Source organism: Paracoccus niistensis, from assembly GCF_042432925.1.
In the GTDB taxonomy this organism is placed as follows: Bacteria; Pseudomonadota; Alphaproteobacteria; order Rhodobacterales; family Rhodobacteraceae; genus Paracoccus; species Paracoccus niistensis.
Window position 1 is genome coordinate 141126 of record NZ_JBHLWE010000029.1, and the last position, 24588, is coordinate 165713.

Here is a 24588-nt window from a genome sequence, read left to right on the forward strand (position 1 = left end):
GCCCCGTTTACCCTTTCCCATACAGCGTGTCGCGGATGCGGGTCAGCGCATCCCCGGTTTCCCCGGCCGGGCCCACCAGCGCCACGCGGACGTAGCCCTTGCCCGGATTGCCCGCGTCGGTGTCGCGCGACAGGTAGGCGCCGGGCAGTACCTGCACCCCCGCCTCGGCCCAGAGCCTGCGGGCGGCGGCCTCGCCGTCTTCCACGGGCAGCCACAGGAAGAAGCCTCCCTCGGGCGGCACATAGCCCGGCACATTGCCGAAGACCCGGTCGGCGATGGCGTATTTTTCCTGATACAGCGCGCGGTTCGCCGCAACGTGATCCTCGTCGGCCCAGGCGGCCTCGCTGACGCGCTGGTGGGGCAGGGGGACCGGCGCGCCGGAATAGCTGCGCAGCGTCCGCAGCCGCGCAATGTGCTCCGCCGCGCCCGCGACAAAGCCCGAGCGCAGGCCGGGCAGGTTCGACCGCTTCGACAGCGAGTTGAACATCACGACCCGGTGGCCCAGCCCCATTCCCATGGCAACCGCCAGCGCGCCGGGCGGAGGCGCGCTGCGCCAGATCTCGGAATAGCACTCGTCGGCGAAGATCAGGAAATCATGCCGCTCGGCCAGCTCGACCAGCCGTTCCAGATAGTCGCGGCCCGCGACCGCGCCCTGGGGATTCGCGGGCGAGCAGAGATAGCAGATCGCGGCCGCGTCCAGCATGGCACGGTCGAGCGATTCGAAATCGGGCAGGTGGCCGGTCGCCCCGGTCGCGTTGACGAAGACGGGCTCGGCGCCCACTGCGGCGGCGGCCACGGCGTAAACCTGATAGAAGGGATTCGGCACGAGGATTCGCGGGGTGCCGCCGTTCTTGCGTTCGGGACACAGGGCCAGGGCCGCGTTGAACAGCCCCTCGCGCGTGCCGTTGACGCCCGTGATGCCCTCGGGCGGAACCTCGATCCCGTGACGCGTGCGAAGCCAGCCCGAGATTGCCGCCAGCAGGTCCGGCGTGCCCTCGTTCGGCGGGTATTTTCCCAGTTCGCCCACGGTCCGGGACAGGATCGGGGCGACGAAATCAGGGATTCCATGGCGCGGCTCGCCGATCGTCATGACGATCGGGTCGGGGCCGGGGGTCAGGTCGGACAAGAGCTTCCGCAGGCGCGGAAACGCATAATCCGGCAGGTTCGAAAACCGCTGGGGGGATGTCATGCTGCCTCGCTCTCACGGGATCTGCCGTCCCGTTTGGCGCCAGACTATCGGCAAAGGGCCAATGCGTCCAGACAAAGGCCGGAGGGGGTCAATCCCGCAGCGCGGCCTCGACGGACTGCGCCACACGCAGCAGGGCAAGGTCGCCCCCCGCCGCGCCCATCAGCATCAGCCCGCAGGCAGGCCGCGCCGTGGGCAGGCTGATGGAAGGCAGACCCATGGAATTGCCGATGCGTGTGTTGCGAAGTGCCAGCAGGTTCTCGGCCGCAAAGAAGATGGCGTCGTCTTCCAGCCGGGCGATTTCGGGCGGCAGGATCGGCGCGGTGGGCAGGATCACCGCGTCATAGGAGGCGACGGTGGCGGCCCAGTCCTCGCGCAAGCGGATCAGCTGTTCCCATCCCGCGACGTAATCGGCGGCGCTGACCTCACGGCCACCGCGGAAGCGTTCCAGAATCGGCAGATACATCACCTCGGGCGCGGCCTCGATCTGGTCGCGCCACAGGCCATAGGCTTCGGGGGCGAACAGCGTGGGCGAGAGCGCGGCTGCATCGGTGACACAGGCGGGCGCGGCGCGGGTGATCGAGACACCGGCGGCGGCAAGGCGCTCCACCGCCTCCTCGAAGGCGGCGACGGGTTCCTCGCGTGCGCCCTCGAAAGGCAGGCCGTCCAGCACCATCAGCCGCAGGCCGCGCGGCTCGGCCCCGCGCAGGTCCGGGGCGGGGATGCCCTGGATCAGCGCGAAGACCTCGGCGCAGTCCTCGACCGTCCGGGCCAGGGGCCCCACGACGTCGAAGCGCCGGCAGAGCGGCAGGGTGCCGGTCATGTCCACCGCGCCGGGGCTGGGCTTGAAGCCGACGATCCCGTTCCAGGCGGCAGGCAGGCGGATCGAGCCGCCGGTATCCGACCCGATGGCCGCCGCCGCCAGCCCCATCGCCACCGCCACCGCCGAGCCGCCCGAAGAGCCGCCCGCGACAAGACTCGCGTCATAGGCATTGGGCACCGTGGCGACCGTGGGGTTCAGCCCGAGGCCCGAAAAGGCCAGTTCCGTCATGTGGGTCTTGCCGAGGCACACCGCGCCCTGCAGTGTCGCCGTCGCCAGGACCGCTGCATCCTGGGCGGGAACGCGGCCTTCCAGCAGCATGGAGCCGGCCTCGGTCGCCACGCCTGCGCTGTCGATGTTGTCCTTCCACGCCAGCGCCACGCCGTCCAGCAGGCTGCGCCGCAGGCCGGCCTTGGCGCGGTCATGGGCGGCAATGGCCTCGGCCCGCGCCCGTTCGGGCGTGGTGCGGGCGAAGATACGAGGGCTCAGCGGCGCGCGCGCGATGGCGTCCAGATAGCCCTCGGCCAGATCGACGGGGCTGACCAGCCCGGCCATGATCGCGCGTCCCTGTTCCGTCGCCGACGCCTTGAGCCAGTCCATGCGGTGTTCCCTGAAAGTGTCGGCCATACGCTAACGGCGCCGGGCCGGGGCGGCAATGCCGGACCTGGGCGCTGCCCCGCTCGCCACTGCCATGGCCTTCCTTGCTGAAAACGGTCCACCGGACCCATTCGGCGGGGAAACAGCCTCGAAGACTGTTTCCTTCTTCGCCTCCTATCCGGGCGATCGAAAGCACGGGAGATCTGTACGAAGAAGATGGAGCGCGGTGGCATGCGCCTCATGGACCGTGGCCGGGCCGCAGGATAGGGTGCGGGCATGACCGTGGATCATGACATCATCATTGCCGGAGGCGGGCTGAACGGGCCCGCGCTGGCGCTTGCGCTGGCCCGGACGGGGCTGTCCGTCGCCGTCATCGACGCGCGTCCTGCCCGCGATCGGGCCGGGGAAGGCTTCGACGGGCGCGCCTATGCGCTGGCCCTGGCCTCGCGGCGGCTGCTGACGGCGCTGGGGCTGTGGGGCGGGCTGGCCGACAAGGCGCAGCCGATCCTGCGGGTCGAGGCGGCACAGGGGCAGCCGGGCGAGGGCGCGGGGCCGTTCCACCTGATCTTCGATTCGGCCGAGATCGAGGAAGGCCCGGTCGGCCACATGCTCGAGGACCGCTTCCTTTACGGGGCGCTGGTCGAGGCGATGGAAGGGCGCGTCACCCATCTGCCCGGCCGGCAGGTCACGGGGCAGGAGGAGCGCCCCGGCCATGTCGCCGTCACGCTGGACGACGGACGCGAGCTGACGGGGCGGCTGCTGGTCGGCGCGGACGGACGCGGCTCGGGCGTGGCGAGCCGGGCGGGGATCACCCGGCGCGGGCATGGCTACGGCCAGACGGCGCTGGTCTGCGCGGTCGATCATGAACGGCCCCACGACGGCACCGCCTGGCAGTATTTCATGCCGACCGGGCCGCTGGCGATCCTGCCCCTGCCGGGTAACCGCAGCTCGATCGTCTGGTCCGAGACAGACGAGAACGCCCGTGCCATCGCCGCCCTGCCGGACGAGGAGTTCCTGGAGGTCCTGCGCCCGCGCTTCGGCGACTATCTGGGCGAGATCCGGCTGGCGGGACCGCGATTCTCCTATCCGCTGAGCCTCAGCCTCGCTGAGTCCTACGTCGCCCCGCGCGTGGCGCTGGTGGGCGATGCCGCGCATGGCGTCCATCCGATCGCGGGGCAGGGGCTGAACCTCGGGCTGCGGGACGTGGCCGCCCTGGCCGAGGTCGTGGTGGAAGCCGCCCGGCGCGGCGAGGACATCGGCGCCCCCGACGTGCTGGACCGCTATCAGCGCTGGCGGCGATTCGACGCGACCGCTCTGGGGCTGGGGATGGACACGGTAAACCGGCTGTTTTCCAACGACCTTCCTGTCCTGCGGGGCGCGCGGGGCCTGGGGATGGGCCTTGTCACGGCCATTGCGCCCCTACGCCGCGCCTTCATGCGGCAGGCGGCGGGGCTGTCGGTGGCGCCCATGCCCCGGCTGCTGACGGGCCGCCCGCTGTAACCGGAACCCTCACTTGCGCGCGAGCGTTCGGGGCGGTGCCGTCCCTGTTTCGTGACGTGCAAGTCCTTGGAAAGGCGGTATCACTTCGCTCATGAACCTTCGCTCTCTCGCTCTTGCGCCCGCCTTCGCCCTGGTCTTCGCGCTGCCCGCGGCGGCCGAGAAGATCTCGCTCAATGAAATCTCGCGCTATCTCAACGGTCTCAAGACGGTGGTGGCCGACTTCACCCAGGTGAATGCCGATGGCTCGGTCACGCCGGGCCGCGTCTTCATCCACCGCCCCGGACGGGTGCGCTTCGAATACAAGGGCGACAGCACGCTGGTGCTGGCCTCGGGCGGACAGGTCGCGGTCTTCGACAGGAAGTCGAACACCGGCGCCCAGCAGTATCCGCTGTCGCGCACGCCGCTGAACATCATCCTGGCCGACAATGTGAACCTGGCCCGCAACGGCTCGGTCATCGGGCACAGCGAGCGCAAGAACACCACGGTGGTGACCGCCCAGGACCCCCAGCACCCGGAATACGGCAACATCCAGATGGTCTTCACGGCCAATCCGACCGAGCTGCGCCAGTGGGTCGTGACCGATGACACCGGCAAGAAGACGACGGTGATCCTGGGCGAGATGCAGAAGGGCGTGCAGATCCCGCCCTCGCGCTTTTCCATCACCTCCGAGGTCGAGCGCCGGCGCTGAGGCGCCGGGCTCCTGTGGCCGGGCTCAGGCCCGGCCGCAGGCCGAAAGCTGCGCCTGGTACATGACTGCGCGCTGCTGCACCTGCCCCGCGACGCCCAGCAGCCAGGTCTTGGACAAGTGGCTGCCCCGCGCATAGCCCGAGCGCCCCTCGTGATAGGCCAGATACTGGTTCGCCGCGTCCGCCTTGGACACGCCCAGCGCCTGCGCGGTGTTGTGCATGTACCATCCCATGAAATCGGTGGCGTCGCGGATGTCGTCGCGGCGCGCGCGGCGCTTGCCGGTGGATTTCAGGTATTCCTCCCAGGTGCCGTCCAGCGCCTGCGAATAGCCGTAGGCCGAGCTTTGCCGGCCGATGGGGATGATCCCCAGCGCATACTGGTGCGGCGTCCGGGCATCGCCGATGAACTTCGATTCCTGGTGGATCGAGGCCATCTGCACCGCGACCGGCACGCCCCAGCGGCGTTCCGCCGCCTTCATGGCGCGCAGGTAGGCCGGGCGCTGGGCCACGATCGAGCAGGCGTTGTCCAGGTCGCGCGGCGCCTTGAAGTTCCCGCCGCCGCCCCCGCAGGACGCGACCAGCATGACGATGGCCAGCTTCAGATAGGTGTTCATTGCCTGTGCCCTCGGGTTCTTTTCTTTTGAGGGCATCTTAGGGCCTCGCGTCGCCCTGTAAAATCGCCTTTGCGTCAGAAGGGGCAACGCTGCGCGGCGGCAGCCTGCCGGGTTTCCCTTGTATCCCGTGGGATGCAGTCGCTAATCTCGGACGACAATCTTGTCCGAGGGGGAGATTCAGAATGGCAGACAGCGACATCGTGATCCTGTCGGGCGTGCGAACCGCGATCGGCGGTTTCGGTGGCAGCCTGGCAAGCGTTCCGCCGATCGAGCTTGCGACCACGGTCGCGAAAGAGGCGATGGCCCGGGCGGGCGTCACGCCCGACCAGATCGGCAACGTGGCCTATGGCCATGTCATCAACACCGAGCCGCGCGACATGTACCTGTCCCGGGTGGCGATGCTGAACGCGGGCATCCCGGAAACCACCCCGGCGATGAACGTGAACCGGCTTTGCGGCTCGGGCGCGCAGGCCATCGCCTCGGCCGCGCAGTCGCTGATGCTGGGGGATGCGGACTTCGCGCTGGCGGGCGGCGCCGAAAGCATGAGCCGCGGGCCCTTCATCATTCCGTCCATGCGCCACGGCGCCAAGATGGGCGACCAGCAGGCGCTGGACATGATGGTGGGGGCGCTGACCGACCCGATGGGCACGGGCCACATGGGCGTGACGGCGGAAAACGTCGCCGCCGAGCACCAGATCAGCCGTGACGAGCAGGATGCCTTTGCGCTGGAAAGCCAGAAGCGCGCCGCCGAGGCCATCGCCGAGGGCCGCTTCAAGGACCAGATCGTCCCGATCCAGATCAAGACCCGCAAGGGCGTGATCAGCTTCGACACCGACGAGCATCCCAAGCAGACCTCGGCCGAGGCGCTGGCGGGCCTGCGCCCTGCCTTCAAGAAGGACGGCGGCAGCGTCACCGCCGGGAACGCCAGCGGCATCAACGACGGCGCGGCCGCCATCGTTCTGGCGCGCGCGGAAGCGGCCGAACGCGCGGGCCTCAAGCCGCGCGCGAAGCTGCTGGGCTATGCCCATGCGGGCGTGCGCCCCGAGGTCATGGGCATCGGCCCGATCCCGGCCGTCCAGAAGCTGATGGAAAAGATCGGCCTGACCGTGGACGACTTCGACGTGATCGAATCGAACGAGGCTTTCGCGGCTCAGGCGCTGGCGGTGAACAAGGGGCTCGGGCTCGATGCATCCAAGGTGAACCCGAACGGCGGCGCAATCGCGCTGGGCCACCCGATCGGCGCCACCGGCGCGATCCTGACGGTCAAGGCGCTCTATGAGCTTGAGCGCACGGGCGGCAAGTACGGGCTGATCACCATGTGCATCGGCGGCGGCCAGGGCATCGCGCTGGCAATCGAGCGCGTCTGACGCCTTTCGACAAAAAGGAACCCCGGCCGTGGATACGCGGCCGGGGTTTTTTCATGGGCGCCTGACGAGCGCCCGGGAAACCGAACGGGCCGCCCCCTGGGAACGGCCCGCGAGATCAGGAAGATGGTCCGGTTAGGGATGGATGATCCGTCCCAGACACGGGTTCTGCACCCTTGGGGCTGCCCTCAGGCGCTGGTCCCCCGTACTGTCCCGGCACCTCTCTCCAACATCACTCTCGACACTGGACCACCTCCTTTCAATGTTGCTCGTAGGGTTGAGGTTGGCACAGGCGGGCAACAAGTCAATAGCTGCGGACCGGCGCAGACAAGATTTTGCGGACCAGCACCCGGAAGGGCACAAGAGCCAGCACGGCAAGGGTCATCTTGCACATCCAGTCGGCAATTCCCAAAGACACCCACAGCGGCGCAAGCGGGCCCGTGCCCAGCAGCGGCACGGCCTCGTTCGACCAGCCGGTGTTGGCGTCGGCCGGCAGGAAGACGGCAAAGGCGATGGTGAAGAACAGCACCGTGTCCAGCACCGACCCCACGACCGAGGACAGGAACGGCGCCTGCCACCAGGTGTGGTGACGCAGGCGATCGAAAATCCACACGTCCAGCAACTGTGCCAGCAGGAAGGCGGCGCCCGAGGCCACGGCGATGCGCAGCGTCGTCGTGCCGCCTGCCGCCGCCGCCAGCGAGCAGAGGACGCCGATCACGAAGCCCGCCACCACCACCCGGCGCGCGGCCTGAAGACCGTGGATGCGGTTGGTGATGTCGGTGACGAGGAAAGCCACCGGATAGGTCAGCGCCCCCCAGGTGAGCCAGTCGCCCAGGCGGAACTGCACAAGGATGTTCGAGGCGAGCACGGTCGCGGCCATCGCCAGGATGGCGGGAAGGATCGGGCGCATGGATGGTTTCCGTTTTACAAGGTGGCGGAAGAACTCGGCCCCGCAAGGGCGGAACAAGGGGCGCCTATGCCGCGAGGGGAGCGAAGTCAAGAAAGAGGGGGCTTCGCCCCGCGCTACGCGCTCCCCGGGATATTTGGGCGAAGAAGAGCAAGGGGAGGCTTCACCGCACCCGGTATTCGACCAGTTCGGTGCGCTGGACGAACAGGAAGTTGTCGTCCGAGACCATGGTGATGCGGATGCCCTGGCCGTCGGCCCAGACGGCGATGCCTTCGAGGTTGTCGAACTGCATCAGGCTGGTGGTCAGGATATGCTCGGGCGGGCCGATCTTGTCGCCCTCCATCGCATAGCGGCGCACGCGGCTGGCGAAGCCGCGCAGGCCCCGGAAGTCGCGTTCAAGGACGTAAAGCTTGCCGTCCGGCCCGACGTCGGCGCCGACCGGGGCCCAGACCTCGTCGCGGGGCAGATGGAAGGCGGTGGACCAGGTCCCGTCCCGGAAGCGCCAGACGGGGGTCAGGGGCTCCGACGATTCCCACCGTTCCGGCATGGTCAGAAGATCGCCCTCGGGCGTAATCGCCAGCGCCTCGAGCCCTGCGTTGCGGACCAGCGCCTTGAAGGCGGAGGCGGGGGGGATCCGCTCGGCCGGGCCGTCGGGGTCGTTGAAGCGGGCGATCCGGTCCAGCCCCTCGAAGCTGACATACATCCGCCCCTCGGCGTCGATCGCCAGCCCCTCGGCATCGCCCAGATAGCCCGGCTTCAGCTTGGTGCCGGTGCTGTCCTGCAGGCGTGCCCGGCCCGCGGTGGACAGCGTGCGGATGCGGCCCTGGTTGTCGCGCTCGATGCTGCCCCAGCGGACCGTGCCCCGGTCCGACAGCGCCATGTAGCTGCGCCCGTCCGCCGACATCTCGATCCCCGAGAAGCCGCCGAAATCCTCGTCGTTCCCTGTCCAGACATGGGTGCCCAAGTAATCTACGATCAGGGCGGCGGCATGGGCGGGCGCCGACAGCCCCCATGCCAGCGCCGCCGCGATCAGCGCGCGACGAGGGCCTGGCATGTCCGGGGAAGCTCGCTCAGCCGGTAGGTGCGGGGATGGCGGTAGTTCGGGTCGGCGGGGGCGGGCGGCGGCGGGTCGATGCGGTTTCGGATCCACTGCGCGGCTTCCTCGCAGCCGTCTCCGGGAGGCGGGGGCGCCTGGTTCTCGCAGCCCTGGTTGGGGCAGGCGAGGCGGACGTGGAAGTGATAGTCATGCGCGTTGATGGGGCGGATCTTGCGCAGATAGGCGCGGTTGCCGCGCTCGGACTGGCACATCGCCAGCTTGGCGACCGGATCGACGAAGATGCGCGCCACGCGCGGGTCGGACGCGGCGGCACGGATGATGGCATGGTGGCTGGCCGACCAGAGCGGGCTGGGACGGATGCCGTTCTTCGCCACCACCGATTGCGAGGACAGGTTTTCCCGCTGCGAGGGCGTCAGCCGCAGGGACGAGGGCGGCAGCATCCAGATGTCGGCATCCAGCCCGATCTGGTGGCTCGCGTGCCCCGAGGTCATGGGCCCCCCCATCGGCTGGCTCATGTCGCCGATGTAAAGCCCGGCCCAGCCGTAGCGGGTCGCCTGCTGCGACAGGCCAACGAGGAAATCGACCAGTTGCGGATGTCCCCAGTTGCGGTTGCGCGACAGCCGCATCGCCTGCCAGGTCGGGCCCGTTTCGGGCAGCGGGATGTTGCCGGTGGCGCAGCCCCGCGAATAGCCGCCAAAGGCCCCCGCCGGGCCGCCGTTCGACTGGCGGAACGAACCGAAGACGTCCTTGGCCAGCGGGTCCGCCGACGCGGGCAGGGCAAGGGCCGACAGGGCCAGCGCGGCCAGCATGGACTTGAACTTGCGGATCACTGCTCGGGTTCTCCCTCTGGTTTGACCCAGCTTAGCAGGGCGAGCGACAGAAGGAACATCACGATCAGGGGCGAGATGCCCAGCCGCTGGTTGCCTGTGGCCGTGGTGACAACGGCGATCAGCGTCGGCGCAAGGAAGGCCGTGGCCTTGCCCGACAGCGCATAAAGGCCGAAGGCGCCCGTTGCGCGCTCGGCCGAGGTGTGACGCACCATCATGGTCCGGCTGGCCGCCTGCACCACGCCGCCCGCGCCGCCGATGGCGACGCCGCAGGCGAAGAACAGCGCGTCGGGCAGGCGCGAGCCGGGGGGAAGCGCGACGCCGAAGATGCTGGTCCGGTCCATGCCCACGACCAGAAGGCAGACGGCGATCAGCACCAGCGTGCAGGCGGCGATCACGGGGCGCGGCCCCCAGCGCCGGTCGGCGCGGCCCCCGAGCCAGCAGATGACCGCAGCCGACACGGCGCTGACGACGCCGAAGATCCCCGACAGGATCACCGGCCAGCCCAGCACCGTGCCCGCATAGACGCCCCCGAAGCCGTAAAGCGCATTCAGCGCATCGCGCGAGAACATCGACGACAGCAGCCAGGACGCCAGCGAGCGCCGGTGCCGCAGGCTGCGCAGCAACGCGCCGAACTCGCGCATCGCACGGCCCAGTTGCAGCGGCCGGGAGGTGCCGCGCGGCTCACGCACCCAGACGAAGAAGGGGATCATGAAGACGAGATACCACAGGGCCGTGAAGGGACCGACGAAGCGCGTCCCCTCCCGCTCGGCACCGTCCAGTCCCAAGGCGGGCGGGTTCCCCAGCAGGGTGAGCCCGGTCACGGCGCTTTCCGCGAACAGCCCCAGCATCAGCGCCAGCGCCAGGACGCCCCCGACATAGCCGAAGGCGAAGCCCGAGCCCGAGATGCGGCCGATCTCCTCCCGCCTGCCCAGCGTCGGCATCAGGGCGTTGGTGAAGATCGTGGCGAATTCCATCCCGATCAGGCCGAGGCCAAAGCAGGCCAGCGCCAGCACCAGACCGTTCCCGTCGGGCGCAAGAAACCACAGCCCCGCCGCGCCCGCGACATAGAAGGCAGAGAAGAGCCGGATCCACGGCATCCGTCGCCCCGTGGTGTCGGCCACGGTGCCGAGGATCGGGGCCAGCAGCGCGATGACCATGCCTGAGGCGGCCAGCCCCCAGCCCCACAAAGCTTGCGCCTTCGCTCCGGCAAGCGCGGGGTCCAGGCCGTCCAGGACGAAGCGCCCGCTTCCCACCTCGGCGAAGTAGATCGAGAAGATGAAGGTCAGCAGAAGGGTGGCATAGGGCTGGCTGGCGAAGTCGAAGAACCACCAGCCCCAGATGCGTTTGCGGTCCATCGCGCCCCTCATGCTCATCCGGGCGCATAAGGCGCAAAGTCGCTCAGGCTGGCAAGTCGTCCGTGCGCTCGGTCGTTTCCGGCAGGACGGGCGGCCAGGGGCGCCGGGCGTCGGCCTCGATCCAGGCCGTCACCCAGTCGGGCAGGGGCGGGCTGGGGTCGGAATAACCCAGGGCGGCCATGAACTCGGCAGGCGAGACCAGCCCCTTGCGGGCGCTGCCGCCGACGATGGCCACGCGCAGCAGCATGTGGTTCAGGCAGTCGCCCCTGGCCCACATCGACTGCTCCATATAGACGAAGCGGTCGTCCCAGCCGATCGTGCGCGAGACCTGGGTGACGCGCTGGAAGGCCTTGATCCGGCGGCGATAGCGCACCGTGTTGCCGGCGACCGTGAAGCCCCAGCCGTTCGCCTTCAGCGTGTCGGTGATCCCCAGCCGGATCGCCATGGGGATCCGGCCCAGATCGTAGATCGTCAGCGTCCGGCCGTTGTTCAGTTCCCACCACGGGTCGAGGTCGAGCGGAGAGATGCGGTGTGTCGAGACGTGGGGCTCCAGGGGCCCCAGCCGGGGGGCGCGGCGGGCCGAGGCGACCTCGCCCAGGAAGCGCAGGATGGGATACATGGGCCGGCTCCTTTTCCGCCCCTGCGCTAAGGGGGCGGGCGGCGCGCGTCAATCACGACGGCGCGGCATTGCGTGCGGGCGCTTGCGCGAGGGGGCGGGCTCGCCTACCTCGGGCCGAGATGCGGAAAAGGACGGACCACGGATGACGACGTTGTTTCAGGCGCTGATGCTGATCCTGGATGTGCTGTGGTTCATCATGATCGCGCATATCATCATGTCGTGGCTGATCAACTTCGACGTGCTGAACCTGCGCCAGCCGCTGGTGCGGCAGGTCTGGGACGGGCTGTCGCGCCTGCTGGAGCCGCTGTATCGCCCGATCCGCAACATCCTGCCGGATCTCGGCGGCCTGGATCTCGCGCCGCTGGTGGTCTTCATCGGCATCATCATCCTGCAGCGGGCGCTGGTGAACAACGCCGGGTTCTTCCTGGGCTACTGATGCCGACCGACTTGCTGCGGCAGGTCTGGGGCTTCGACGGCTTCCGCCCCGGCCAGCAGGAGATCGTCGAGGCCGTGGCCGAGGGCCGCGACGTGCTGGCGATCATGCCCACAGGCGGCGGCAAGTCGCTGTGCTACCAGCTGCCCGCCTTGATGCGGGACGGCGTGACGGTCGTCATCTCGCCGCTGATCGCCCTGATGCGGGACCAGGTGCGGTCCCTGCGCGAGGCCGGGGTGGCCGCGGGCGCCCTGACATCGGGCAATACCGAGGAGGAAAGCGACGAGGTCTTCCGGGCGCTGTCCGAGCGGAGCCTCAAGCTGCTCTACATGGCGCCGGAACGGCTGGCCTCGGGCGCGACCGTCCCGATGCTCAAGCGCGCGGGCGTGACGGCCATCGCCGTGGACGAGGCGCATTGCGTCAGCCAGTGGGGCCACGACTTCCGCCCCGACTACCTGCGCGTGGGCGACCTGAGGAGCGCGTTGGGCGTGCCGCTGGCCGCCTTCACCGCCACGGCCGACGCCGAGACTCGGGACGAGATCGTCGCGCGGCTGTTCGACGGCCGTGCGCCCCTGACCTTCCTGCGCGGCTTCGACCGGCCGAACATCCACCTGGCCTTCCAGCCCAAGGACAGTCCGCGCCGGCAGATCATGGACTTTGCCGCCGCCCGCCGCGGCCAGTCCGGCATCATCTACTGCGCCACCCGCGCCAAGACGGAAACGCTGGAAGCCGCGCTGAACGCCCAAGGCATCCCCGCCGTCGCCTATCACGGCGGGATGGAGGCCGAGACCCGCCGCGAGGTCGAGGCCCGCTTCCAGCGCGAGGACGGGCTGGTTGTCACCGCCACCGTCGCCTTCGGCATGGGCATCGACAAGCCCGACATCCGCTGGGTGGCGCACGCCGACCTGCCGAAGTCGATCGAGTCCTATTACCAGGAGATCGGCCGCGCCGGCCGTGACGGGGCGCCCGCCGAGACCCTGACGCTTTACGGCCCCGACGACATCCGCCTGCGCCGGACTCAGGTCGACGAAGGGCTTGCCCCGGCCGAGCGGAAGGAAGCCGACCACGGCCGCCTGAATGCCCTTCTGGGACTGGCCGAGGCGACGGGCTGCCGCCGCCAGCACCTGCTCGCCTACTTCGGCGAAGCCGCCGAGCCCTGCGGCAACTGCGACCTCTGCGATACGCCGCCCGAGGTCTTCGACGCGACCCAGCCGGTGCGGATGGCGTTGTCCGCGATCCTGCGGACGGGCGAATGGTTCGGGCAGGGCCATATCATCGATGTGCTGACCGGCAACGTCACCGACAAGATCACCCAGCGCGGCCATGACAAGCTGCCGACCTTCGGTGTCGGCAAGGCCACGTCCAAGGCCGAATGGCAGGCGATCCTGCGCCAGATGCTGGGCCACGACCTGATCCGCCCCGACCCCGAACGCCACGGGGGCCTGCGCATCACTGCCGCCGCCCATCCGGTGCTGCGCGGCGAAACCCTCGTCACCCTGCGCCACGACCTGATCCGGCGCGCCAAGCCCGCCACCGTGGTCCGCACGCAGGTGGACGACGAGGACGCGCCGCTCCTCTCGGCGCTGAAGGCCAAGCGCCGGGCGCTGGCCGAGGCGCAGCGGGTGCCCGCCTATGTCATCTTCCCCGACCGCACCCTGATCGAGATGGCGCAGGCGCGGCCCTCGACCCTGGACGAGATGGCCCGCATCGGCGGCGTCGGCGCCAAGAAGCTGGAAAGCTACGGCGCGGCCTTCCTGTCCGTCATCGGGGGCGAGGTGCCAGAGATGCATCCGGCGCGCCGGGCGCTTGCGGGCCGTGCCTCGGCCGCGCTTTACGACCGGCTGGCCGAGACGGCGCAGCGGCTTTCCCGAGGCGAGGACGGTACCGAAAAGCCCTTGTCGCTGACCGCCAGCCAGTTGCGCCGCATCGCCGAGGACCGGCCCCGCGACCTGTCGCGCTATCTGGACCCCGCGCGGCTCGACCGCTTCGGCGCGGCCTTCGCGCAGGAAATCGCCGAGGGCTGAGGCTCAGTCCGCTCCTCCCTCGGGCTTCTTCACCCGGAACACCACGCAATAGAGCGCCGGCACGAACAGCAGCGTGATCAGCGTGCCCGCGATGATGCCGCCCATCATCGCGAAGGCCATCGGTCCCCAGAACACCTGCCTTGAGATCGGGATCAGCGCGAGGCTCGCGGCCGCCGCTGTCAGCAGGATCGGCCGGGCGCGGCTGTCCGAGGCCTCGAACACCGCCTGCCATTGGCTGCGGCCCTGGGCCAGCAGCGCCTGGATTTCGTGAACCAGAATGATCGAGTTGCGGATCAGGATGCCGATCAGCGCAAGGATGCCGAGGATGGCGACAAAGCCCATCGGCACGCGGAAAGGCACCAGCGTCGCCACCACGCCGATCAGGCCCAGGGGCGCGGCGGCGAAGACGATCAGCGACAGGCGGAAGCTCTGCGTCTGGATCATCACCAGCGTCGCCATGATCAGCAGCATCAGCGGCACCACCGCCGCGATCGGCTGCTGGCTTTCGGCCGAGCTTTCCACCGTGCCGCCGATGGCGATGGCGACCGTGGGCGGCAGGCCGGCCGCATAATCCGCCACGCGCGGCGCCAGCGCCGCCACCAGCGTCGCGGGCTGGTCGTCGGTCGCAACCGCCGCCTTGACGGTCACCGTGGGTCGGCCGTCGCGCTGCATGATGACCGGCTGCTCGGTGTCGTAGCTCAGCCGTGCCAGCGCGGCGAGCGGGATGGGCGTGCCCGTGGGCCGGGAAAGCTCGAGGTTCTGGATCGATTCCAGCGACTGCCGGTCGGCCTCCTCGCCACGCGCCACCACGTCGATCAGGAAGATCCCGTCGCGCAGCTGCGTGACGATCTTGCCCGAGAACAGCGCCGACAGCGCGTTCGAGATGTCCGCGCTGGACAGGCCAAGCTGGCGGGCGCGGTCCTGGTCCACCTCGACGCGGACCACGCGGGCGGGCTCGTTCCAGTCCAGGGTGATGTCGCGCAGGCGCGGTTCTTCGGCCAGAAGGGCGGCGAGACTGCGTGCGGCGTCCCGCGCCTCGGCCGGATCGTCGGCGCTGACGCGGTATTGCACGGGCTTGCCCACGGGCGGGCCGATCTCGAGGTTCTTCAGGTAGATGTCGGTGCCGATCATCTCGGACGCGGCGAAGGCGGCGAGCTTTTCCTTCAGCGCGTCGCGGGCCTCGATGTCGGGTGTCTGGACCACGATCTGCCCCATGAAGGGCCCCGGCGTCGGCACGTCCATCGCCAGCACGAAGCGCGGCGCGCCCCGGCCCACGTAGCTGGTCCAGAACAGCGCCTCGGGCTGGTCCGCGAGAAAGGCGTCCAGTCGCGCCACCGAGCCGTCGGTGCGCGCGATCGAGGCGTTGTGGCGTTCGGTGATGTCGATCATCACCTCGGGCCGGTCCGAGGCCGGGAAGAACTGCTGTTCGACGAAGCGCATTCCCCAAACCGAGCCCGCAAACAGCGCAAAGGTCAGCGCCACGGCTGTCCACCGGAACCGCATGGCCGTCCGCAGCATGCCATGGAAGGCCCGGCGCAGGGGACCCGCGCGGCCGGCGTGATGCCTGAGCGTGCGGGGCAGGAAGGTCACGCCCAGAAGCGGCGCGAACAGCACCGCCACGATCCAGCTGACCAGCAGCGACACGGCGATCACGACAAACAGCGAGAAGGTGAACTCGCCCGCCGCCGAGCTGTTCAGCCCGATGGGGATGAAGCCCGCGACCGTGACAAGCGTCCCCGTCAGCATCGGGAAGGCGATCGAGGTCCAGGCGTAGCTGGCAGCCTCGGTCAGGCTTTCGCCAAGCTCCAGCCGCGAGATCATCGTCTCGATGGCGATCATCGCGTCATCGACCAGGAGCCCCAGCGCGATGATCAGCGCCCCCAGCGAGATCCGCTGCAGCGTGATCCCCCAGATGTCGAGGATCACGAAGGTGATCGCCAGCACCAGCGGGATCGTCAGCGCCACGACGAAGCCCGCCCGCAGCCCGAGGCTGATGAAGCTGACCAGAAGCACGATCGCCACGGCCTCGGCCAGCGCCTGCACGAAATGGCCCACAGCCTCGGCCACGACATGGGGCTGGTCGGCGAACTTGTGCATCTCGATGCCGATGGGCAGGTCCCGCGCGATCTTCTCCATCAGGAGATCAAGCTCGGCTCCGAAGGTCTGGATGTTCTCGCCCTGGCGCATGGCGATCCGCAGGGCGACGGCCTCTTTTCCGTTGTAGCGGAAGATGCTGGCGGGCGGGTCGGCATAGCCGCGGCGCACCGTGGCCACCTCACCCAGGTTGAAGAAGCGGTCGCCGATCCGCAGGTTGACGGCGGCAATGGCCTCGGCGGTGTCGAACTGGCCCCCCACGCGCACCAGCACCTGTTCGTCGCCGGCCTGCACGATGCCCGACTGGGCGATGGCGTTCTGCGCGGCCAAGCTTTGCAGGACCTGGGCTTCGTTCAGCCCGAAGGCCGCCAGCCGGGCCGAGGAGAACTCGATGTAGATCTGTTCCTCGCGCACGCCCATCAGCCCGGTCTTGCCCGAGGCCGGCAGCGCCTGGACCTGCTTGCGGATGTCCTCGATCCGGTCGCGCAGTTCGCGCGAGGTGAAGCCGTCGGCCGTGAAGGCGTAGATGTTGCCGTAAACGTCGCCGAAGCTGTCGTTAAACTGAAGGCCCGCGAATTCCTGCGGGAACTCGGGGCGCAGGTCGGTCAGCATGTGGCGGACGCGCTGCCAGGCGCGCCGCACGTCCTGCCCGCGCACGCTGTCCAGCAGCTCGACGTAGACCACCGCCTGCCCCGGCATCGTGACCGAGCGGGTCATCTTCAGCTCGTCGAGTTCCTCCAGCTTGGTCTCGATCCGGTCGGTGACCTGTTCCAGCATCTCGTCGGTGGTGGCGCCGGGCATGGCGGCGCTGACCACCATGACCTTGACGGTGAAACTGGGGTCTTCCTCGCGCCCGAGATTGCGGTAGGCCATGACCCCCGCGACCATCGACACGATCAGCAGGAACCACACCAGAGAGCGGTGCTTCAGCGCCCAGTCCGACAGGTTGAAGCGGCGCTGGCGGATCATGGCGCGACCCTGCGGCCGACGGGCTGGCCGTCCGTCAGGGAATGCACGCCCCGGATGACGATCTCGGCCCCGGGGGCCAACCCCTTGATGACCTCGATGCGGTCGCCGACGCGCACGCCCGGCGCCACGAGATTGAGCGCCACATGGGCGGTTTCCCCTTGGCGCTCGACGACCCAGACGGCGGGGCCTTCGGGCGAGTTCAGAAGGGCGGTCGCGGGAATGGTCAGGGCCACGGCCGGCCCCGCCAGGCGGCTGGCCCGGACCAGGCTGCCCAGCCTCAGGCCGCTGCCCTTCGGCAGGGCGATATGGACGCGCCGCGTCCGGGTCTGCGGATCGGCCACGGGAGAGATTCGGCCCACGCGCCCGCGGATCGGCTGCGCGTCCCCCTGCTCGCGCGTGATGAGGAACTCGGTCCCCGGCACGACGCTGAACAGCTCTGCCTCGGTCAGGTCCACCCGCGCTTCAAGCTCGTCCTCGGAAGACAGCGTCAGGACCGGATCGCCCGCTGCCACGACCGCGCCGGGGGCGGCGCGGATGGCGCTGACCACGCCGCCAATAGGCGCCCTCATCACCGCGTACCCCTCCGCATCGCGTGCGCTTTTCAGCCGGGCGCGGGCCTGTTCCACCGCCGAGCGCGCCCCCGACAAGGCCCGTTCGGCCTGTTCCAGCTGCGCGATCGAGGCCACGTTGCGCTCTGCCAGCGACCGCGCCCGGTCGGCGGCGTTCCGGGCCGTGGTCAGATCCACCTCGGCCGAGGCCAGCGCCGCCTTGGCTGCCCGGGTCGAGGCGGCCAGATCCTCGGGGTCGAGCCGCGCCAGCAGGTCACCAGCCTTCACGCGGTCGCCGATGTCCACCGGCCGCTCGATCATCCGCCCCAGCGTCTGGAAAGCCATCTGCACCTCGGTTGCCGCCGCGATGACGCCGGGAATGCTGCGCACCGCGGCAATGGTCGTGCCGGCTTCCAGGATCTCGGACACCACGGGGCGAGCCGGGGCAGGTGGCGCCTGCGGCTCGCCACCTCCGAAGGGCAGGGTGAAGGACCATGCCGGCGCACCCGCCAGCAGGCAAAGGATCAGGGTCGCCACCAGCCGCATCCTCAGCTCCCCTTTCCGGCCACGACGCGGCGGCCGGGAAACATCAGGTGCGAGCCCTCGCCCACAACCGAATCGCCGGGCGACACGCCCGACCGCAGCACCACGCGGCCGGTGGCGAAGCGCTCGATCTCCACGGGGGCAAGGGCGACGGTGCCGTCGGGGGCCACGCGCCAGACCGCCGGGGACTGGCCCGCCGCGCTCAGCGCCGACCATGGCACCTCGATCCCGGTTCCAGCGGGCATGTGCAGCGTGCCCTGCACCGCCGCCCCCAGCAGGCTGGCGTCGAAGGGTCCTTCGACCGCCGCGCGCACCGTGACCGAGCCGGTGGCCGGATCGACCAGGGGCGCGATCTCGGTGACGCGGGCGGTCAGTTCGGTCCCCGGCCGGTCCAGCGGCACCAGCGAGATGCGCGCATCCGCCGCGCCATCAAGCTGCGGCGTATCAGGCACCTGGAACACAGCCTCGAGCCGCGTCAGCGCCGCCAGCCTCAGGATCGGCTGGGCGGCGCCCACGACCTGGCCTGGCTCGGCCCAGCGCGCGGTCACCACCGCCGCCTGCGGCGCGCGGATCACGGCGTCGAGCACGGCGCGCCGCGCCTGCCGGAGGCTGGTGCGGGCGCTTTCCAGCTGGCCCCTTGCCGCGGCCAGCGCCTGGTCGGCGGCATCGGCAGCCGCGCGCGTGCCCACACCGCGCTGCAGCAACTCGGCCGTGCGGGCCGCGGCCTGGGCAGCCTGCTGCTCGGCGGCCTGGGCGGCCTCGACCCCGGCCAGCGCCTGCACCAGCGCCTGCTGCTGCTGGACATCGTCGCTGCGCGCCAGCGCATAGCCTCCCCTGACCATGTCGCCCGCCTGCACGAGGATGCTGGTGATCCTGCCCCCGGCCGGAAAGGAGAGGTCGATGCTGTCCTGGGCGGCGATGGTGCCGGTCAGCTTGATGTCGAAGGTGAGCGGCCGTTCCTCGACAGGGACGATCTCGACGGCAATGGCGTCGGCGGCCCAAGCGGCTTCGGCCCGCAGGATCATGGTGCAAAGGGCCAGAAGCAAGGGAAGGGTCAAGCGGCGACTCTTGGGCGGCATGGAGGCCTTATGGGTCCAGCCGGGTCGCACGGGAAGCCACGGCCGCCATGTCAGGTTACCGCCGCGCGGCGGTGATGCTCGGGCCGGTCCCAGAGGCCTTGGCGCAGGACCCCGGCCAGCACCTCGACCGCGCGGGCCACGTCCTCCATGTCGTTGTAAAGCGGTGCGAACCCGAAGCGCAGCACGTCGGGCGCACGGAAGTCGCCGACCACCCCTTGCGCGATCAGCGCCTGCATCACCGCATAGGCCTGCGGGTGGCGGAAACCCACCTGGCTGCCGCGCTGGGCCGGGTCGCGTGGAGAATGCAGCACCAGTTCGGGGCAGGCAGCCTCGACACCCGCGATGAAGGCTTCGCTGAGTTCGATGGACCGGGCGCGCAGCGTGGCCATGTCCACGCCCTCCCAGACGTCCAGGGCGGCGTCCAGCGCCGCCAGCGCGATGACCGGAGGGGTGCCGACCCGCATCCGCTCGATGCCCGGCGCGGGGGCGTAGCCCTGGTCGAAGGCAAAGGGCTGGGCGTGACCCATCCAGCCCTGCAGGCAGGGGCGAACGGTCTCGGCATGGTCGGGATGAACCCAGATGAAGGCCGGCGCGCCGGGGCCGCCGTTAAGATACTTGTAGGTGCAGCCCACTGCGAAGTCCGCGCCCGCGCCCAGCAGGTCCACGTCCACCGCCCCTGCCGAATGGGCGAGATCCCAGACGGTCAGCGCCCCCGCCTCATGCGCGGCGGCCGTCAGGGCGGCCATGTCGTGCCGCCGCCCGGTGCGGTAATCGACCTCGGTCAGCATCAGCACGGCCAGGTCGGGGGTGATGTGCGCCGCGACCTCCTCGGGGGCGACGACGCGCAACTCGGCCCCGACCGTCTCGGCCAGCCCCTGCGCGACGTAAAGGTCCGAGGGGAAGTTGCCGCTGTCCGACAGGATCACCCGCCGGTCCGGCCGCATGCGCAGCGCGGCCGAGACCGCCTGGAAGACCTTGATCGACAGCGTGTCGCCCATGATGACCTGCCCCTCGCCCGCGCCGATCAGCCGCGCGATCCGGTCGCCGACCTTGCGCGGCTGCACATACCAGCCCGCCCGGTTCCAGCCGCTGATGAGCATCCCGGCCCATTCGTCCCGCATCATCGCCGCCACCCGGTCGGCAGCATGGCGCGGCATCGGCCCCAGCGAGTTGCCGTCGAGATAGGTGAGTCCGTCCGGCAGGTGGAAGGCGTCGCGCGTGGCGGCGAAGTCGGTCATGGATCTCTCCCTCGGCGCGAGGCTATCAGCGCAACCGGCGGCTGCAAGATGGGGTATCGCTATCATTTTCGCGATAATGCATGGGCTTGCGGCCCGATGCCACAAGCACCGGTCCGCAGGGTTGCGTCACGACCTCGGAAGCCGTCGACCAGCGGAAAGAAGGCGCGGCAGGACTAAACGGTCCACCGGACTGTTTGCAGCCGTCCTGCGGGCCACCGCTTGCGCGTCGGGCGTTCGCCGGGGGAAAGGTCCACTGGACCTTTCCCCCGGCCCAGCTCAGCCCTTCACTTGCGTTCCAGGCGTTCGGGACTGCAAACGGTCCACTGGACCGTTTGCGAACGTCCCTCACCCCTCGATCCGGCCGAAGTCGGCGATCAGGCGGCCGGCCTCGCGGATGCGGGACAGCAGGTTCAGGCGGTTGCGGCGGACGACCGGGTTGTCGGTGTTGACCTGCACGGCCTCGAAGAAGGCGTCGATGGGGGCGCGGAGGGCCGCGATGGCCGACATGGCGGCGGGGAAGTCCTCGGCCCGCATGGCGGCGGCGATCTTCGGTTCGGCGGCGTCCAGCGCGGCGAACAGCGCGCGTTCCTCGTCGGTTTCCGCGAATTTCGGGTCCGCGCCGAAGGAGTATTCGACGCCGTCCTTTTCCTCGGCCTGGGCGAGGATGTTGGCCGCGCGCTTGAGCCCCTGCAGCAGGTTCGGCCCGTCTTCGGACCCCAGCATCCCGTTCAGAGCGGTCGCGCGGCGCACGACCAGCGTAAGGTCGTCCGACCCCGGCATCGCCAGCACCGCGTCGATCACGTCATGGCGGATGCCCTGGTCGCGGAGATGGACCTTGAGGCGGTCGTGGAGGAAGGCGAGGAGGTCGCTTTCACTTTCACCTGAGGTTCGAAGCTCTGACAAAGCATCTCTTGCTGCTTTGAGGGCATCGCTTACACTGATTATGTCTGCGTTTTTAGCTTGTTGGATCAGGTCGGGCAATGCCCTCAACTGCTCTGGATTCTCAACAACCGGTCTTTCGTTTGCAGCTATGCGCTCATTCAACGCGCTCAGAAGATTGTCGATGTCCTGCCATGATAGGGAGTTGGTATCATGTGCAGCTACAGGCCTTCTGAGGTGCGGCGTTGTGCCCTTCTTGAGAGTATCGAAAAGAGCAACGCGGAACTCATGCTCTAGGATCAAACGAATGACGCCCAGTGCTGCCCGCCTTAGCGCAAAGGGATCTTTACTCCCTGTTGGCTTTTCTCCGTAGAGCCAGAAGCCGGTCAGCGTGTCCAGCTTGTCAGCCAGCGCCACAGCGACCGAGACGGGCGCCGACGGCACCTCGTCCGAGGGCCCCAGCGGCGAATAGTGGTCGCGGGCGGCGTCCGCGACCGCCTGAGGCAGCCCGGCGGCCTGCGCGTAATAGCGGCCCATCGTGCCCTGCAACTCGGGGAACTCGCCGACCATCGCCGAGCGCAGGTCCAGCTTGGCGACCTTCGCCGCCTGCTCGGCCTGATCGGGGTCCGCGCCCACGGCGGGGGCGATCTCGCGAGCCAGCGCGGCGATGCGGTCCACCCGGTCGGCCTGGCTGCCCAGCTTGGCGTGGAAGGTCACGGACTTCAGCCCCTCGGCCCAGGCCTGCATCCCCGCGCGGGCCTCGCGCAGATCGTTCTCCCAGAAGAAGGCCGCGTCGGACAGGCGGGCGGCCAGGACGCGCTGGTTGCCGGCCAGGATCGTCGCGCCGCCGTCGGGCGTCTCGATGTTGGCGACGGTGACATAGCCCTCGATCCGGCCCGTCCTGGGGTTGCGGGCGGACAGGAACTTCTGGTGCTCCTTCATCGAGGTCTGCAGCACCTCGGGCGGCAGGTCGAGGAACCGCTCCTCGATCACGCCCATCAGCGGCACTGGCCATTCGACCAGCCCGGCCAGTTCCGTCATCAGGCCCTCGTCGGGCACGATCTCCCACCCGCGGGCAAAGGCGAGGTTCGCGGCCTCCTGCCGGATCGCGGATTCGCGCTCGGCGGGGTCGAGCATGACCTTGGCGCGGCGCAGCTTGGCCGCATAGTCGTCGAAGCCCGTCACGCGGAAGGCGTCGGGGGCCATGAAGCGGTGGCCGCGCGTCGTGTCGCCGGCCTCGATCCCATCCACGGTCAGCGGCACGACCTGCGCGCTGGCCTCGTCGGACAGGATCGCAATGATCGAATGCAGCGGGCGGACCCAGCGCAGCGAGCCGCTTCCCCAGCGCATCGACTTGGGCCAGGGAAAGTCGCGGATGGTGGCCTCAAGAACCGCGGCCACGATCTCGGCGGCCTTGCGGCCGGGTTTTTCGATGACGGCGAAGAAGACCTCGCCCTTCTTCTCGGGGCGGCGTTCCAGCTGGTCCAGCGTCAGGCCGGTCGAGCGCAGGAAGCCCTCGATGGCCTTCTCGGGCGCGTCGGTGCGCGGACCCTTGCGCTCCTCGCGCACGGGTTTCGATTCCGCCGTCAGCCCCTCGACCGCCAGCGCCAGCCGGCGCGGCGTGGAAAACGCCCCGGCCGAGGCATAGGTCAGGCCTGCGTCCACCAGCCCGTCGGTGATCAGGCGCTTCAGGTCCTCGCGTGCGCGGGGCTGCATCCGGGCGGGGATTTCCTCGGAAAACAGCTCGATCAGCAGGTCCATCAGTCCATCACTCCGCGTTCCGGGGTCTTGTCGTTCAACTGGTGCCAGCCGAAGGCGCGGCCGTCGGGATAGACGGCGATGATGCGGTCCACGTCGGGGTGGACCTCGGACTGGCCCAGGATGGCACGGGCGTTCCCGGCCTCAAGGTCGGCGGTCAGGGCCTTGGCCGAATAGCACTGGAACCAGTTCGGCCCGTTCAGGGGCGTGGCCGTCGGGAAGGGGGCAGCGTCCGCGACCTCGGCCGGGTCCAGCGTGAAGCAGGCCCGCCAGCGGATGGGCGAGGACTGGGCGTCGATGGCCTTGAAGTCCGACACCGCGACGGGCCGGGTCGAGCCGTCGGGCAGCGTCACCCTCATGTCCGAGGCGCCGGTGATCTCGTCGACATCCTCGTAGAAGCCATAAACCTGCAGGTACCAGACGGCGACGCCCGCAAGCACCGCCACCAGCACCAGCATCGAGGCCATGATCTTGCCGCTGGTCACGCCGCATCCCCCGCGTTGGCGCCCGTCGCGGCCTCGGTCGTGGCGAACAGGTCGGCGCAGGCCTTGGCCAGCGCCCGGACGCGGCCGATATAGGCCTGCCGTTCCGTGACCGAGATCACGCCGCGCGCGTCGAGCAGGTTGAAGATGTGGCTGGCCTTGATCGCCTGGTCATAGGCCGGGTGCGCCATCGGGATATGCCGCCCGGCGCTGTCTTCCGCCGCCGCGTCGAGGATGCGGGCGCATTCGGCCTCGGCGTCCTTGAAGTGCTGGAACAGCATCTCGGTGTCGGCGACCTCGAAGTTCCAGCGGGAATATTCGCGTTCCGTCTGGCGGAAGATGTCGCCGTAGGTCAGGGGGATCGGCGCATCGGGCGCATTGAAGGGCATGTCCATGACATGCTCGACCCCCAGCACATACATCGCCAGCCGTTCCAGGCCATAGGTCAGCTCGCCCGAGACAGGGCGGCAGTCATGCCCGCCGACCTGCTGGAAATAGGTGAACTGGCTCACCTCCATGCCGTCGCACCAGACCTCCCAGCCCAGGCCCCAGGCGCCGAGGGTGGGGGATTCCCAGTCGTCCTCGACGAAGCGGACGTCGTGGACCAGAGGGTCGAGCCCGATCGCCTTCAGCGAGCCCAGGTAAAGATCCTGCAGGTTCGGGGGCGAGGGTTTGATGATGACCTGATACTGATAGTAATGCTGCAGCCGGTTCGGGTTCTCGCCATAGCGCCCGTCGGTCGGGCGGCGCGAGGGCTGCACATAGGCCGCGGCCCAGGGGCGGGTGCCCAGGGACCGCAGCGTGGTCGCCGGGTGGAAGGTGCCCGCGCCCACCTCCATGTCATAGGGCTGCAGGATGGCGCAGCCGGTGGCCGCCCAATAGCTCTGCAGGCGCAGGATCACGTCCTGGAAACAGCATGGCCGGTCGGCCTGTTCGGGGCTGGTCATCCCGGCGTCCTTTCGCATAACTGACGCGAATGCAGGCCGCTCATAGGGTGCGGTCCGGG

The 24588-nt window shown here is 69.4% G+C and carries 20 protein-coding genes; 5 read left to right on the plus strand and 15 right to left on the minus strand.

The genetic code is table 11. The annotated features are described in order from the left end of the window. Nucleotides 1–7 precede the first annotated feature (7 nt). On the minus strand, nucleotides 8–1189 hold the full coding sequence (locus ACFFII_RS09235; protein ID WP_377698596.1) for an aminotransferase class I/II-fold pyridoxal phosphate-dependent enzyme: 1182 nt from the start codon (nucleotides 1187–1189) through the stop codon (nucleotides 8–10). An 88-nt stretch (nucleotides 1190–1277) separates the two neighbouring features. Further along, entirely contained in the window at nucleotides 1278–2606 is a 1329-nt protein-coding gene (locus ACFFII_RS09240) for an amidase (RefSeq protein WP_377698800.1), read from the minus strand. Between the two features lie 273 nt (nucleotides 2607–2879). On the opposite strand from ACFFII_RS09240, the gene ACFFII_RS09245 reads away from it, so the two are divergent. Both ACFFII_RS09245 and ACFFII_RS09250 read left to right on the plus strand, forming a co-directional pair. Then, nucleotides 2880–4103: an FAD-dependent monooxygenase gene (locus ACFFII_RS09245; RefSeq protein WP_377698597.1), complete on the plus strand. Its 1224-nt coding sequence runs from the start codon at nucleotides 2880–2882 to the stop codon at nucleotides 4101–4103. 91 nt (nucleotides 4104–4194) lie between these two features. Further along, entirely contained in the window at nucleotides 4195–4791 is a 597-nt protein-coding gene (locus ACFFII_RS09250; protein ID WP_377698598.1) for a LolA family protein, read from the plus strand. 24 nt (nucleotides 4792–4815) lie between these two features. On the opposite strand, the gene ACFFII_RS09255 is transcribed toward ACFFII_RS09250, so the two are convergent. Next, a complete protein-coding gene (locus ACFFII_RS09255) occupies nucleotides 4816–5403 on the minus strand; it encodes a transglycosylase SLT domain-containing protein (protein WP_377698599.1) in 588 nt (195 codons plus the stop codon). A 182-nt stretch (nucleotides 5404–5585) separates the two neighbouring features. Here ACFFII_RS09255 and ACFFII_RS09260 point away from each other — a divergent pair, with 182 nt between their 5' ends. After that, nucleotides 5586–6770 (plus strand): acetyl-CoA C-acyltransferase family protein, encoded by a 1185-nt coding sequence (locus ACFFII_RS09260; protein WP_377698600.1) that lies wholly within the window; start codon nucleotides 5586–5588, stop codon nucleotides 6768–6770. Between the two features lie 301 nt (nucleotides 6771–7071). Here the strand turns inward: ACFFII_RS09260 and ACFFII_RS09265 are convergent, their stop codons facing one another. From ACFFII_RS09265 to ACFFII_RS09285, 5 genes are all read right to left on the minus strand, one after another. Beyond that, nucleotides 7072–7677 carry a queuosine precursor transporter gene (locus ACFFII_RS09265; RefSeq protein WP_377698602.1) on the minus strand — a complete coding sequence of 202 codons (606 nt, stop codon included), beginning with the start codon at nucleotides 7675–7677 and terminating at the stop codon, nucleotides 7072–7074. Between the two features lie 160 nt (nucleotides 7678–7837). After that, complete coding sequence (locus tag ACFFII_RS09270) at nucleotides 7838–8728, minus strand: esterase-like activity of phytase family protein (protein ID WP_377698603.1); 891 nt, start codon at nucleotides 8726–8728, stop codon at nucleotides 7838–7840. After that, nucleotides 8704–9561 carry a penicillin-insensitive murein endopeptidase gene (gene mepA / locus ACFFII_RS09275; protein WP_377698604.1) on the minus strand — a complete coding sequence of 286 codons (858 nt, stop codon included), beginning with the start codon at nucleotides 9559–9561 and terminating at the stop codon, nucleotides 8704–8706. The genes ACFFII_RS09270 and mepA overlap by 25 nt, the downstream gene beginning before the upstream one ends. Then, nucleotides 9558–10916, minus strand: coding sequence for an MFS transporter (locus ACFFII_RS09280; protein WP_377698605.1), 1359 nt, complete (start codon nucleotides 10914–10916; stop codon nucleotides 9558–9560). The genes mepA and ACFFII_RS09280 overlap by 4 nt, the downstream gene beginning before the upstream one ends. Nucleotides 10917–10959: 43 nt before the next feature. After that, nucleotides 10960–11535 carry an acyl-CoA thioesterase gene (locus ACFFII_RS09285; protein ID WP_377698606.1) on the minus strand — a complete coding sequence of 192 codons (576 nt, stop codon included), beginning with the start codon at nucleotides 11533–11535 and terminating at the stop codon, nucleotides 10960–10962. Nucleotides 11536–11677: 142 nt separating this feature from the next. On the opposite strand from ACFFII_RS09285, the gene ACFFII_RS09290 reads away from it, so the two are divergent. Together ACFFII_RS09290 and recQ are read left to right on the plus strand one after the other, a co-directional pair. Then, nucleotides 11678–11971: a YggT family protein gene (locus ACFFII_RS09290; RefSeq protein ID WP_090751758.1), complete on the plus strand. Its 294-nt coding sequence runs from the start codon at nucleotides 11678–11680 to the stop codon at nucleotides 11969–11971. Then, the gene (gene recQ, locus ACFFII_RS09295) at nucleotides 11971–13992 is read left to right on the plus strand and encodes a DNA helicase RecQ (protein WP_377698607.1); all 2022 of its coding nucleotides are present in this window, start codon (nucleotides 11971–11973) and stop codon (nucleotides 13990–13992) included. Before ACFFII_RS09290 ends, recQ begins: the two co-directional genes overlap by 1 nt. Before the next feature lie 3 nt (nucleotides 13993–13995). Here recQ and ACFFII_RS09300 read toward each other — a convergent pair whose 3' ends face one another. From ACFFII_RS09300 to ACFFII_RS09330, 7 genes are all read right to left on the minus strand, one after another. Then, nucleotides 13996–17055, minus strand: coding sequence for an efflux RND transporter permease subunit (locus tag ACFFII_RS09300; RefSeq protein WP_377698608.1), 3060 nt, complete (start codon nucleotides 17053–17055; stop codon nucleotides 13996–13998). After that, nucleotides 17052–18140, minus strand: coding sequence for an efflux RND transporter periplasmic adaptor subunit (locus ACFFII_RS09305; RefSeq protein WP_377698609.1), 1089 nt, complete (start codon nucleotides 18138–18140; stop codon nucleotides 17052–17054). The genes ACFFII_RS09300 and ACFFII_RS09305 overlap by 4 nt, the downstream gene beginning before the upstream one ends. 11 nt (nucleotides 18141–18151) lie before the next feature. Next, on the minus strand, nucleotides 18152–19204 hold the full coding sequence (locus ACFFII_RS09310; RefSeq protein WP_377698610.1) for an efflux RND transporter periplasmic adaptor subunit: 1053 nt from the start codon (nucleotides 19202–19204) through the stop codon (nucleotides 18152–18154). Between the two features lie 71 nt (nucleotides 19205–19275). After that, nucleotides 19276–20463 carry a kynureninase gene (kynU, locus tag ACFFII_RS09315; protein ID WP_377698611.1) on the minus strand — a complete coding sequence of 396 codons (1188 nt, stop codon included), beginning with the start codon at nucleotides 20461–20463 and terminating at the stop codon, nucleotides 19276–19278. 345 nt (nucleotides 20464–20808) lie between these two features. Further along, nucleotides 20809–23106 (minus strand): glycine--tRNA ligase subunit beta, encoded by a 2298-nt coding sequence (gene glyS, locus ACFFII_RS09320; RefSeq protein WP_377698801.1) that lies wholly within the window; start codon nucleotides 23104–23106, stop codon nucleotides 20809–20811. After that, the gene (locus ACFFII_RS09325; RefSeq protein WP_377698612.1) at nucleotides 23103–23585 is read right to left on the minus strand and encodes a DUF6446 family protein; all 483 of its coding nucleotides are present in this window, start codon (nucleotides 23583–23585) and stop codon (nucleotides 23103–23105) included. The genes glyS and ACFFII_RS09325 overlap by 4 nt, the downstream gene beginning before the upstream one ends. Continuing rightward, nucleotides 23582–24529 carry a glycine--tRNA ligase subunit alpha gene (locus tag ACFFII_RS09330; protein WP_377698613.1) on the minus strand — a complete coding sequence of 316 codons (948 nt, stop codon included), beginning with the start codon at nucleotides 24527–24529 and terminating at the stop codon, nucleotides 23582–23584. Before ACFFII_RS09330 ends, ACFFII_RS09325 begins: the two co-directional genes overlap by 4 nt. Nucleotides 24530–24588 lie beyond the last annotated feature (59 nt).

What these genes read in the sequence shown, in the direction of transcription:
- ACFFII_RS09235 (WP_377698596.1), bottom strand. Translation starts at nt 1,189, where the DNA reads ATGACATCCCCCCAGCGGTTTTCGAACCTGCCGGATTATGCGTTTCCG.
- ACFFII_RS09240 (WP_377698800.1), bottom strand. Translation starts at nt 2,606, where the DNA reads ATGGACTGGCTCAAGGCGTCGGCGACGGAACAGGGACGCGCGATCATG.
- ACFFII_RS09245 (WP_377698597.1), top strand. Translation starts at nt 2,880, where the DNA reads ATGACCGTGGATCATGACATCATCATTGCCGGAGGCGGGCTGAACGGG.
- ACFFII_RS09250 (WP_377698598.1), top strand. Translation starts at nt 4,195, where the DNA reads ATGAACCTTCGCTCTCTCGCTCTTGCGCCCGCCTTCGCCCTGGTCTTC.
- ACFFII_RS09255 (WP_377698599.1), bottom strand. Translation starts at nt 5,403, where the DNA reads ATGAACACCTATCTGAAGCTGGCCATCGTCATGCTGGTCGCGTCCTGC.
- ACFFII_RS09260 (WP_377698600.1), top strand. Translation starts at nt 5,586, where the DNA reads ATGGCAGACAGCGACATCGTGATCCTGTCGGGCGTGCGAACCGCGATC.
- ACFFII_RS09265 (WP_377698602.1), bottom strand. Translation starts at nt 7,677, where the DNA reads ATGCGCCCGATCCTTCCCGCCATCCTGGCGATGGCCGCGACCGTGCTC.
- ACFFII_RS09270 (WP_377698603.1), bottom strand. Translation starts at nt 8,728, where the DNA reads ATGCCAGGCCCTCGTCGCGCGCTGATCGCGGCGGCGCTGGCATGGGGG.
- ACFFII_RS09280 (WP_377698605.1), bottom strand. Translation starts at nt 10,916, where the DNA reads ATGGACCGCAAACGCATCTGGGGCTGGTGGTTCTTCGACTTCGCCAGC.
- ACFFII_RS09285 (WP_377698606.1), bottom strand. Translation starts at nt 11,535, where the DNA reads ATGTATCCCATCCTGCGCTTCCTGGGCGAGGTCGCCTCGGCCCGCCGC.
- ACFFII_RS09290 (WP_090751758.1), top strand. Translation starts at nt 11,678, where the DNA reads ATGACGACGTTGTTTCAGGCGCTGATGCTGATCCTGGATGTGCTGTGG.
- recQ (WP_377698607.1), top strand. Translation starts at nt 11,971, where the DNA reads ATGCCGACCGACTTGCTGCGGCAGGTCTGGGGCTTCGACGGCTTCCGC.
- ACFFII_RS09300 (WP_377698608.1), bottom strand. Translation starts at nt 17,055, where the DNA reads ATGATCCGCCAGCGCCGCTTCAACCTGTCGGACTGGGCGCTGAAGCAC.
- kynU (WP_377698611.1), bottom strand. Translation starts at nt 20,463, where the DNA reads ATGACCGACTTCGCCGCCACGCGCGACGCCTTCCACCTGCCGGACGGA.
- ACFFII_RS09330 (WP_377698613.1), bottom strand. Translation starts at nt 24,529, where the DNA reads ATGACCAGCCCCGAACAGGCCGACCGGCCATGCTGTTTCCAGGACGTG.